This window comes from Dyella nitratireducens, assembly GCF_014642835.1.
Taxonomy (GTDB): Bacteria; Pseudomonadota; Gammaproteobacteria; order Xanthomonadales; family Rhodanobacteraceae; genus Dyella_B; species Dyella_B nitratireducens.
This window is the reverse complement of record NZ_BMJA01000002.1, coordinates 1,062,042-1,073,821: the sequence shown is the minus strand read 5'-3', so window position 1 is coordinate 1,073,821 and position 11,780 is coordinate 1,062,042. Positions and strand designations below refer to the sequence as shown.

Genomic DNA, 11,780 nt, shown 5'->3' with positions numbered 1-11,780 from the left:
CAGTTCACGGACCCATTAAATCTGCCAGCTTCTTGTTGTCCACGTACTTGGACATCGTCGCCATGTCCTTCATCACGTTGGGATCCATGAAAATCTCTTTTCCGGCTTCCTGGCCGAGCGCCTGAAAAGCCTGACTGAACGCGAAACTGCCTTCATTCTTGTAGGCGGCTTTGGCCTCATTTTTACAGGTCACGGTCATCAATCGCATAAACACTTCGGCCATTCGAGCGTTAGCCGCATCCACTTTGTCATCAGAAACCATAGCCATCGATGCAATGGCCGGATGCTTTGACATGGCTGCGAACAACCATTGCACCAGGACTACATGATCGTCCATGGTGCTTTTCCCAACCAGGCAGGCTGTAAGGGCGTCCGAAGATGGGCCCGCCACTGCCACATTGGAAAACAGCAACAAGCTCGCTGCGAGCAACGTCGCCTTGAATTTCATAGTGCCCCCTGTTGAATTTAAATTGAAATGCCCCATGCGGCATTCCGAACTTAAAAATATACCATTGGCCGGTGACGTTGTAGCCAGGCTTACACAATCGGCACCTGGCTAATATTGTTCTTCGGATCCATCCAGAACGATTCGTTGACGAAGCGACCGAAGATTTCACGCGGCAGGATGGAGACGCGCTCAACCGGCTCGACTTTTGGCCGTACGGTGTGCAGGCCGGGCATGCCGACGCGGGCATCGAATTCGTCGGCGTTATAGGCGATGTGATCGAAGTCGTGTTCGAACCAGGGTTCGCCGATGAATTGGTAGACCGCGCGCATGGCGGCTGCCGGATTGCGCACCAAGGTTTCGTAGGTCAGCAGCATTAAGTGGCCCGGGGCGTATTGGCCGTAGAACGCATCCTTGGTGGCCTGGAAGGCGAAGCCGACCATGCCGCGCGGGTCGGTTAGTGCCTCGATACGCGAGTACACCGTGGTGTTGGTGTCGAAGCGGAATACCTTGCTCACGCTGACCGGCTGCTTGCGCACCAGCCGCTCCATGCTATCCAGCACCCAGGATAATTGGCGTACGCAGGCGATGACCTTCGCTTGCGGAAACAACGTATCGAGCAGTTGCATGCGGCTGCACCATAGCCGGCTGGTGTCGAACACGAGGCTGGCGTCGCCATAGCCTTCGTAGAAGTTCTCGACGAGACCACGCAGCATGGCAACGCGCTGCTCATCGGAGACGTCGAACGAAAAATCGTTTTTGCTGCTCGCCTCTGCCATCACCGCGCCCATGATGTCGGCAAGCGGGCTGGTCATGCCGGCACGGAAACGCGGGTTCTGGTTGAGGATGGCGGCCAGGAGCGTCGTGCCCGAGCGTGGCAGCCCTGAAATGAAGTGGAACTTGCGGGCGAGCTTTGCGGCTTCGGGTACGGCTGGCATGCGGGCAGTCTCCTCTGATTCGATAACGTCTGCCGGATGGTATGCGATCAGCGCTGTGACGGTGGCGCCGTGGAAGCGCGGATGCACATGTTGTAGTCGACCTCGACCATCCTGGGCTCTCCCTTGTTCAGCACGCGAAGCAACAATTCCTGCGTGGCACGACGGCCCATCTCGCGCACCGGCTGATGGATGGTAGTGAGCGGTGGCCACACTTGTGTCGCCATGGTCGTGTCGTCAAAGCCGCAGATGGACATGTCGCGGGGGATCGATACACCCGCTTCCGCGGCAGCCCAGATCGCGCCGACCGCCATGTCATCGTCGCCCGCAAAAACAGCGGTGGGTCGATGCGGCAATGCCAGCAACTGTCGCATGGCCTCCACACCCGACTCGAAGGAAAACCGGCCTTGCACCATGTACGCGGGGTCTTCTTTCAGCCCGGCGCGTTCAAGGCCATCGCGATAACCCGCCAGGCGCCAGATGCCGGCACCGTGCTCCGGGTCACCGAGAATGTGTGCGATACGGCGGTGGCCAAGCGACACCAGGTGATCCACCATCGCCGCGGCCGCTTCGCGCTCGCGCAGCATGACGCCAATGCAGTTCTCGGGTTGGCGTGGTGCGATCGAGGCGAACGGCACGCCGTTCTCGTGCAGGCAATCCAGCAATGGGGGGTGGTCGGTGATCGGCGGTGTGAGGATCAGCCCGTCGGGCTGATGCCGCGTGAGAATGTCCTCGACCCGTTCGACGAAATCGGCTGCTGCCGAAACCAGTGGCTGCACCATCATGCTGTAGTGCTGCGCCTCGCACGCTTCCAGCACGCCGGCCTGTACTTCCATGATGTAGCTGGGCGAACGGTTGTCGTACAACAAGCCGATCATGAAGGAGCGATTGCTCGCCAGGCTGCGCGCCGAAGTGAGCGGCCGGTAGTTGAGCGCCTCGACAGCGGACTGCACGCGCTGGCGCAAGGACTCGCTCACGTTCGGATCGTTGTTGAGCACCCGCGAAATGGTCTTTTTCGATGTCCCCACCATGCGGGCGACGTCGCTCATGGTCACACGCGTCATGCAAGTCTGGCCTGATTCAATGAGTCCCGATTCAATGCTTCGCTGTCTGTGAAGCGTCCGGCTGGCGCTCGACTGTCGCCGGTACGCTCCGGGTTGGAACGTTCCATCCACTCACTTCGATGACCGGCGTCCCCATTCCCTCTTCCGCATAATGCGCGACCAGGGTAATCGATTCGCCCGGCCACAGCGTCACGTCATTGTCGCTCCATACGATGGGCAGCGCGAGCTTGCCGTCGGCGCGCTTGACCGAGACGTGCTGGAACAGCGCCATGGCCTTGGACGATGCGGGTACCGTCAGCGTGACGGTTACCATGTTCTCTGCCCCCTCCTGCAGCACCGTCGCTCGAACCTCGCTCGCCGTGGCCGGCAAGGATTGCAACGCCGTCAGGTCTGCGTATTGCGTCACTGGCGTGAGATACCAGTTCGAATGGGCCCAATCGAGCTGGTCGGCTTGGGTGGAGAGCCAATACACGTTGCGGCTGACCGGCTTGCTGTCGGCGGACGTCAGTTCAAGTTCGATGAAATACGTGCGCGACAAGCCGGTGAGCGCGGGCAGCGTCGCCAACTGTGTCGTGCGATTGCCGTCAAGATCGATGTGCTGCAGGCGTTGCTGGTATGCCACGCTGCCGTCCAGGTTGCGCACGCGGATGCTCACCTGCAAGCCGTGCTCGCTGGTGAGTGTTTGGTTGACCAGCATGATCTCGCGCGTGTCGTAGGCGAATTGGATGTGCACCGGCTCGTTGGCCTTTTTGGCGCCGAAGTAGGCGCCCGCCGGATTAAGAAAGTAGTCGTACAGATGCCAGTGCAGCGACGGCCACGCGTTGTTGAGCATCCAATAAATCACACCGGTCGAGGGTTTGGCCGCGTCCATATGCGCGTTGAATGCCTCGAACTGTGCGCGAACGTTGTCGTAGTTTTCGAGCTGCGCCTTGGCGACGTAGTCCGCAAGATTCTTGGGCGCGCCATAGCGCGCGGCCAGCGCCGTGTCGAAATCCTCGATACGCGCAAATGGCGACCAGGCGGCGGAGGCGTGGTACTGCCGCGCTTGCGGGTACTTCCACAGCGCCTCCTGCTCCTGCGGCGAAAGCATGCGGATCACGTCTTCCAACCGTGGGATGTCGGCACCCGCGCTGACTTCGGAATCGAAACCGAACGCGCCGCCCAGCTTGTCGGCGTACCAGTACGCCGGAGGAATCCATGCATAGGGTCCGGCCATCTTCATGCCGGAGGGGCCGGTTTCGGCTGTGCCCTGATCCGATGCCGCGGCGACGATCGGTGTCGGCCAGTCTTCGGCATGCAAGGTGTCGACATACATCTTCGCAATGGCCGGCGGCGGTGCGTTGTCACTGCCGATCAGAAACCCGATCACCGATGGGTGATTCCTCAGCAGGCGCGCTTCGCTGACCATCGAGTCTTCAGCCACCTTGTCATCCGCAGCGTCCCACGGCGAACCACCCGTTTTGGCTGCCGATTCCCATTTGTCGCAACACTCCCAGCCGGCCAGGATCATGATGCCGTCACGATCGGCCAGCTCGTAGAAGCGCTCGTTTTCCAGCTTGCCTTCGCTGCGGATGGTGTTGAGCCCGAGGTTGCGGACGTAGCTGAACTCGGCCTCCATGCGCTTGGGATCGTCACGCAGGAACATGTCCGGCGCCCAGCCGCCGCCGCGAATCAGGATCGGCTTGCCGTTGACGAAGAACTGGCGATATCCCTGCTTGGTCAACTTGGAACTGACACTGCGTATGCCGAACGTCGCGCTCGCCTTGTCGGAGGTTGCGCCATCGACCGCGGCGGACATTTGCAGCGAATACAGCGGATGCGCCCCCATGCCGATCGGCCACCAGATCTTCGGATGGCTGAGGTCGAGGCCTGGATCGGTCTTGGGTGAAAACGACACGATCTGCGTTTGTCCGGGTGCAAGGTGGATGGTCTGCCGTAACGAAACCCCAGCCACTTCGCCCGTGATCGTTGCCTCGTGCGCCACCGCATCAAGGTTCCGCGCCTCCACCTTCACGGTCAATGCCGCGTGCGCGAGATCAGGCAGCGATAGCGTCGGCGTCACCTGCGGAAAACGCAGTTGGACCGGCCCCGTCTGCACGATATCCACACCGCGCCATGGCCCCATGTTGTTGTCGGGTGGCGTCGGGTTCCAGTCGACCCAGCCCATCGAAAGGCTTCTTCTTGGATCGCCGGGATGCACGCGCAACGCAACGATATTGCTGCCGGCGTGCACCCACTGCGTCACGTCGAATTCGTGCACCGGGTAGGCACCGGCGACGTTTGCGTGGTCGGCGACCAGATGCCCGTTCACCCATACATCGGCGCTTGCAATCATGCCGTTGGTGCGCAACAACGTGTGCAGCCCTCGTGCACCTTCGGCAAGCGTGAACTCGGTGCGATACCACCAGGGATTGACGAACAGATTGCCGCTGGCATCGGGTACCTGCACGGCCTGCAGGTTGTCGCTGTAGAACACATCATCTTTGTACACGCCGTTATCGAGCAGCCCCGCCATCACCGTTGCGCGGCTGCTTACCGGGTACCAACCGTCGGTGGAAAAGCCCGCGGTGGAAATCTCGGCGCCGCCTTGTTGCGCTTTGTCGGTGGATTGGATTTGCCAATGGGTTATGGCGGTGGTGGCGCCGGCACCGCTGTGTATCTGCGTCGACGTGTAGGTGGCGTCGGCGTGAGCAAGCGACATGATCGCCGATACCGCCATGGCCATCATCGTCAAGAACATGCGTTTGGCCGAATGGTGCTTGCTTGAGCTCTTTTCTCCAATGGAATGGGTAGCTATCCGCCTAGCGGAAACGTCTTTGGGTACCTTGCCGTCATTCCGGCGAAGGCCGGAATCCATGGCAAGTACGAAGCATGGATTCCGGCCTTCGCCGGAATGACGACGGAGCGAGCTCCTAACTGCTCGTGTCCAAGGGAGCCCAAATGAGCGCCACTCAGATTTGGCCAGAATTCGCATGGCGTCAATCGCTCCCAAGATAAGCTTCGCGCACTTCCACGGATGCGAACGGCCAGGATCGATTGACCCTCGCCCAGATCGCGAATACCACAAGGCCGATGACGATCCACGCACCGGACAAAATGAGCGACAACGTGGATGCCGATACGTACACATAGATCCAGCCCAGCAGCGCAATCACGCACGGCACCGGATACAGCCATTGCTTGTATGGCCGGCTGAGCGTCGGTTGCCGCTTGCGCAATACCATCAGTGCGGCGATCTGCGCGATGGACTGCACGATGATGGTCGCAGCCAGCAGCATGTTGATGACGTCGGTCAAATCGAAGAACGTACCGATAGCTGTTACGACACCCATCGTGAGCAGGGCCACGTGCGGAAAACCATGCTTTGCATGCAGCTTGCCGAATACCGACAAGAACACCTTTTCGTGCGCCGCTTGAAACGGTACGCGCGAGCCGCCCAGCAGGCCGGCGAACACCGAGGCGAATGCCGTGACGATGATAAGGATCGTCATGACCGACGCAGCCACATGCCCCCAGCTGCGCTCCACCACCAGCGACGCCACGGACTGGCTTTGGGCGATTTCCTGCCACGGCGCTACGCCGAGCACGCTGATATTGAGAATGAGGTATACGAACATCATCGCGATCACCGAGATGATGATGGAGCCGGGCATGGTCCGGCCCGGGTTGCGCAGCTCGTCGCCCATGTAGGCGGTGGTGAAATAGCCGAGATAGTCGTAGATGCCGATGATGAGCCCCGCACCAAGGCCCACGAAGAAGTGGCCGCCGAACATGCCGGCCGGATAGGCGAATGCGAAGCTTGAATGAAAATCCGAGAAGCCCGCCGCCGAAACGCCGACAGCCGACAACAGCATGATCACCCATAGCGCGATGGTGATCGCGCGGATCGATTCGATGCGCCGGTACAGCAGCACGGTGACCAGCGCAGTCGATGCCAGGCTGACGAGGTGCACCGGCCACCAGCCCAAATGCGGGAAGAAGAACTCCAGGTACTCGACCATGCCGATGATGCCGGTCGACATCAGCAATGGGATCGTCAGCAGCACCGTCCAGATAAACAGGAACGGCATCAGCTTGCCGGTGCGGTATTGGAAGGCTTCGCGAAGGTAGACGTACGTGCCGCCGGAGCCTGGCATGGCGGCGCCCAGTTCTGCCCAGACCATGCCGTCAGCCACCGCGAGAATGGCACCGGCGATCCACCCAATCACGGCCTGCGGGCCGCCCATGGTGGCAACCATGATCGGGATGGTGATGAACGGCCCGATGCCGCACATCTGGGTCATGTTGATCGCCGTTCCCGAGAACAAGCCGATAGAGCGGTGGAAATGGCCGTCGCGGGTGGCGCGTGTGGTTTGGGGACCGTGCATGTCAGCCTTGGTGTTGTTGGATGCGGTTGGGATAAGCCGCCGAATGGCTAGCATTGATTTTCAAAACCACCTCACCGTCATTCCGGCGAAGGCCGGAATCCAGTAAAAAATGATGTGCGCAGCACACTACATAATGGGTTTTGTGTGCTGCGCACGACGTATTTGAACTGGATCCCGGCTTTCGCAGGGATGACGGCAAAGAGAATCACCACTGCCCCCGCACCCCAACCATGAACATGCGCTCGGAGAAATTGGAGTGCGCCGGCTGATCAGGCCATACCAGGTAATAATGCTGATACTCGTTGGTAAGGTTGGTGCCATCCACGAACACCTCCGCATATTTGTTGATCTTGTACGACACCGATGCATCGAGGTATTTCTGCGGCGCCTCATACATCTCCATGCCGGTGATGCCGCCAACATCTTCCTGCACCGCGCGCCGCGAGCGATAGTTGTACGCAATACGCGCCTGGAACCGATCATTCTGGTACCACAGGATGAGATTCCCTGATTGCGTCGAATTGTCCTGGAACGGAATCTTGCTCCCGGACAAATCCCTTTCCCCCGTGTTGCTCGGTGCATAGGTGGCGTTGATTTCGACGCCAGTCTTGGACAGGAAGCCAGGCAGGAAGGTGAATCCCTGGCGATAATCGAACTCCGCACCCTGGATGCTGTTGCCGGTACCCTGCACCGGCTCGGTAATCGTGATGCAGTGATCGCGCACGACGCCATCCTCGTCCGGCAGCGTGCAATTGATGACGCTGCCGGTCTTGATGAAGCTCTCCACGTTGATGCGGAACCCTGCAAGGCTGATCATGCTGGTGGGGTTGATGTAGTACTCCAGCGACGCACCGAAGTTCGTGGAGCGCCACGGCTTGAGGTCCGGATTGCCGGTCGACGTGCCGGTCGATACGCGGAACAACGGACCTTGCGGGGTTTCCACCAGCGAGTAGTTCAGCTGCAGGCCGCCGCCCCACTGACTGAGGTCGAGCGGCATCATGTTCTTCGAATAGGCGAGGCGAAACTTCAGATCCTCGGTGAGATCCAGCGCGAAGTTGAGTGCCGGCAGGATGTCACGGTAATCGTGCCGCGTGACCTGGGTGCCGGCATCGGCCGGCTCGTCGCCGTACGCACCCGGCGCACCGGTCAAATGCTGAGTGACGTCGAGGTTGGTGCTGATCACGCGTACACCGACGTTGCCGCTATACGGCATGCTTCCGATAAGACCCTCGAAATCGCCCTGCACATAGCCCGACGTCTCTTTCAATCCCACGGCCCAGGTGGTGCCTGGCTCGCCCACCCGCGTGGTATCGGGATAGAGCGACTTCCAGTAGCTCTCTGGGTCGTCCATCGCATGCGGATCGATGGCCCAGAAGGTGATGCCCGATCCGAGCAGGTTGGCGTATTCCTTCCAGTTATTGGCCAGCGGCGCCGGCGTGTTCGGCAACTGCTGCGCCGACAAGGGACCGGCGCGGAAATAACCCAGCGCATTGCCTGCCGTACACGAACCGCTATTGAGCACCACGTCGGCACCCACGTAACGCACCAGGCAACCGTTCGGGTCGCTGGCGCCGATGCCGGTGTACACCGGGGTCTCCAAGGTGAACCCGATGTTGTTGGCACTGCGGATGCTGTTGCGCGCACCGAAATCGATCTTGATGCCGTCACCGAAATCGTAATGCCCATCGAAGCGCAACACATTGAGCCCGACCGAGCGATCGTAGTCACCGGAGGATTCCAGCGTCTTCATCGTCCAGCCGTCGGTGTTGGCGAATTGGCTGGCGAGCGATCCGGGCATGCTGACCGTGAGGTCGCGGCCGGTGAAATTCGCGATGATCGGCACCGTATTTTGAGGAGTGCCGTTGGCGTTGAAAACGCGGTTTCCGCCGAGTTGGCTGGGATAGATGAAGGTGCCGTACGGCACCGCGTTGGCCGGGACACCGGGCATCAGCACGTTGGGCCACAGGCCGCCATCGGAGTCGGAAATGTTGATGTCGGTCTCGACGAGGGATTGACGCGCCGTTTCGCGGATACCGCGCACGCCTGCCGTGAACGGCCCGCCATTGTCGAAATCCAACTGCATATTGAAGTTCTGCGCATAGGATTCCTTGCGCATGATCTGCGAGAACGATTCCACGTCACCCGGCCACTTTTCGTAGACCTGGGTGGTGTACAGCTGCGAGCCGCTCCAACCCGGTTCCGGCGTGCCGTATTGACCGGCGATGGAACTGCCGGTGTTGCGCGACTGCAACGGCACATACGTCGCGCCTTGCCAGTTGGTGGAATTGAATTGAATGCCGACGTTGCGATCGAATTCGGCCTGGTGCGCGTAGAAGACATCGCTGGTAAAGGTGAGTCCGCTGCCAAGATCGGCCTGGAAGGAAGCGTTGCCGGACTTGCGCTTACGTTCGGTGGTGACGTCGTACAAGCTGATGTCCTGGCTGCCCATGAACACGCCGTTGGATTTACCGTCACCATTCACATCGACGCTGCCGTCGGGGTTCTGCACGATCTTGGAAGGAATCGGCGCGCCATTCCACGGTGTCAGGAAACCGTTGTAGCCGCCTGCACTGGCCGCGTTCTCACCGTTGAGCACCACGCCATATTGATCGAGGCCTTCGGTCGAGTTCACTCGCGTGGTATCGGAATAATCGGCGGAAACCAGCAAACCCCAGCGGCCATGATCGTTATAGGAGATAAGCCCATTTGCCTCCGGCCCTGTTTGGGCGCTGGTGCGGCCACGCTCCCCATCAGCGGAATAGCTGTAGGTGAATCCACTCGGCAAATCCCAGGGCCGATACGTATGCAGATCGAGCGCACCGCTGATGCCGCCGTCGGTGGTGCTGGCCGTGGGCGACTTGATGACGTCCACGCTATGGAACAGCGTGGCGGGCAGCATGGTGAAGTCGGGTTGTTGCGAATCGATCTGGTCCGCCGTGATAAACGATTCACCGTTCAACATGGTGCCGACTTCGGGCAGGCCGCGCACGTCCACCGTGGTACCCACACCTGCATCGCGGTCGATCTGCACACCGGTCACGCGCTGCAGCGCGTCGGTGATGGTCACGTCGGGTAATTGGCCGATGCTCTCCGCCGTGATGCTGTCCTGGATATTTGGCGCGTCGCGTTTCACCTGGATCGCGCGCATCTGGGAGGCACGTACGCCGACGACGTTGACAGCCGCCAGCGTTGTCGCGTTCTTGTCGGCCTTGGTGTCTTTTCCCGTTGTTTTCTTTGCATCGGGCGATGGCGTCGCCGTTGTATTTTGAGACGCCGCGGCTTGTGTCGCCTGGGTATCCGCTTGAGCACCCGTCGGTTGCGATGCCATGGCGGATGTCGCCACCACGGCGAGCAACGACATCGATATGGCAAATGACAAGGGGTGCTTGCGATGTAGCGTGTACATGAGCCTTACCTCTTGGTTGATGTCTTCAACGCGTATGCCCAATTGACGGCTGTTGTGTGGCGTGGCGTTGTTATGCCGACCATGGCACTGCGTGCCACGACCGCTCCCTCTTCGTGCTTCCCCAGCTGAATGCGTATTGCGCGTACTACTTATTTTTCGAGCGCGTGATCTGCGTCGACACGGTTTCAGCGCGCGTTGTCATTCCGGCGAACGCCGGAATCCAGTTGAAATACGCCATGCGAAGCACACAAAACCTTTATGTCGTGTGCTGCGCACGTTATTTTGAACTGGATTCCGGCGTTCGCCGGAATGACGACTCGCCCTGCAGCAGATGTCTGCAGGCATTGAATTCGAAGCATGGATGCAACCCTCCCCAGAGCCGCCCAACGTTTTGTGTCGATGTCTTCATGCTGTTCATCGAGCCAACCCTCCCGTCAAAAAATGGCCTGCTTTGCACCCCCAGACAGACCGCGCCTGAGATACCACTTGGCCGCCCCCATCACGCCTTTGCGGCCGTGCTCCGTGACCCACACCGGAACACGCGACAGAAATGCACGCGCACTGCGCCCGTGCAGGAATCGTTGTTCGAATGTGCTGTGCTCGAGCAAGGCGAACAGCGAATACAAAAAACCACCCGCCAGATACACGCCGCCCGCGCTCATGAATGTCATGGCAAGGCTGCCGGCGAAACTTCCCAGCGATGCACAAAAAATTTCCACGGCTTCCACGGCCTGCGCGTCATTGCGTGTTGCAGCCGCCGCGGTGATGGCCTCAGGTGTTGAAAGCTTTGGCGTCTCGCCCCGCAATGCGCACAAGGCTGCATACAAGGTCATCAAACCGGGGCCCGACACGATGCGTTCGTACGCCACGTAACCACCATCCGGTGCCAGGTAGGCAAGCACCTCACGCTCGCGAATCGAATTCTGCGCGAAATCCATCTGGCCGGCTTCCGACGTCATCACGTAGCCACCGGCGAGATCAGGCAGGCGCACCGCCACGCCAAGACCGGTTCCCGGTCCAATCACCAACCTCGGGCCATCGACTTGCAGGTCCGGTCCGCAAAGAAGACGAGCACCGCTGTCAGCGTGGTTGTCGAAGGCGTACCCCAACGCCTCGAAATCATTCAGAACGGCAATATCGTCCAGGGCCATCGCCTGGCGCAGTTGCGACAAGTGGATGGGCCACGCCGAGTTGTCGTTCAAGACCTCGTTGCCGATGACCTGGCCAGCACAAGCGATGACGCAATGCCGGACAGGCGTCCGCACGTCGACGTCGACGAAGGCCTGCAACAGTTCCGCCAGCCCCGGAAAGTCCGCGCACACGAACTTGCGATAAGCCAGCACATCGACCTCGCGCCCATCGTCTTGCGAGGTCTGCATCAAGGCGACGCGCGCATACGTGCCTCCGACATCCGCCGCCAAAAACGGCATCGTCGGGACACTCGCTGGTCGATCCAGAGGGTCGATGACTGCGTTCACTGTGCCTCCCCGCACTGGGAACGGCATCAGATTGCGGCGTCATTGTCACCGGTGTCAACTTGCAAAGCAGCGTATAGAATTAAAA

Annotated in this window: 8 protein-coding genes; 1 reads left to right on the top strand and 7 read right to left on the bottom strand. The window is 60.1% G+C overall.

What is annotated here, in order from left to right:
* Positions 1-4: 4 nt before the first annotated feature.
* The 4 genes from IEX75_RS15600 to IEX75_RS15585 all read right to left on the bottom strand — a co-directional run bounded on the left by IEX75_RS15600 (position 5) and on the right by IEX75_RS15585 (position 5,145).
* Positions 5-448, bottom strand: coding sequence for a hypothetical protein (locus tag IEX75_RS15600; RefSeq protein ID WP_188795260.1), 444 nt, complete (start codon positions 446-448; stop codon positions 5-7).
* Positions 449-537: 89 nt separating this feature from the next.
* Positions 538-1,383: a sulfotransferase family protein gene (locus IEX75_RS15595; protein WP_188795258.1), complete on the bottom strand. Its 846-nt coding sequence runs from the start codon at positions 1,381-1,383 to the stop codon at positions 538-540.
* 47 nt (positions 1,384-1,430) lie between these two features.
* Positions 1,431-2,444, bottom strand: a complete 1,014-nt coding sequence (locus tag IEX75_RS15590; protein WP_188795256.1) for a LacI family DNA-binding transcriptional regulator — start codon at positions 2,442-2,444, stop codon at positions 1,431-1,433.
* A 31-nt stretch (positions 2,445-2,475) separates the two neighbouring features.
* Positions 2,476-5,145 carry a glycosyl hydrolase 2 galactose-binding domain-containing protein gene (locus IEX75_RS15585; RefSeq protein WP_229720863.1) on the bottom strand — a complete coding sequence of 890 codons (2,670 nt, stop codon included), beginning with the start codon at positions 5,143-5,145 and terminating at the stop codon, positions 2,476-2,478.
* Between IEX75_RS15585 and IEX75_RS15580 the strand changes: the two genes are divergently transcribed.
* A complete protein-coding gene (locus tag IEX75_RS15580) occupies positions 5,144-5,341 on the top strand; it encodes a hypothetical protein (RefSeq protein WP_188795775.1) in 198 nt (65 codons plus the stop codon). The two genes, IEX75_RS15585 and IEX75_RS15580, sit on opposite strands and share 2 nt — an antisense overlap.
* An 81-nt stretch (positions 5,342-5,422) precedes the next feature.
* Here IEX75_RS15580 and IEX75_RS15575 read toward each other — a convergent pair whose 3' ends face one another.
* The 3 genes from IEX75_RS15575 to IEX75_RS15565 all read right to left on the bottom strand — a co-directional run bounded on the left by IEX75_RS15575 (position 5,423) and on the right by IEX75_RS15565 (position 11,695).
* On the bottom strand, positions 5,423-6,811 hold the full coding sequence (locus IEX75_RS15575) for an APC family permease (RefSeq protein ID WP_188795254.1): 1,389 nt from the start codon (positions 6,809-6,811) through the stop codon (positions 5,423-5,425).
* A gap of 205 nt (positions 6,812-7,016) precedes the next feature.
* Entirely contained in the window at positions 7,017-10,217 is a 3,201-nt protein-coding gene (locus tag IEX75_RS15570; RefSeq protein WP_188795253.1) for a TonB-dependent receptor, read from the bottom strand.
* 434 nt (positions 10,218-10,651) lie between these two features.
* Positions 10,652-11,695 (bottom strand): glucokinase, encoded by a 1,044-nt coding sequence (locus IEX75_RS15565; RefSeq protein ID WP_229720862.1) that lies wholly within the window; start codon positions 11,693-11,695, stop codon positions 10,652-10,654.
* Between the last annotated feature and the right edge of the window lie 85 nt (positions 11,696-11,780).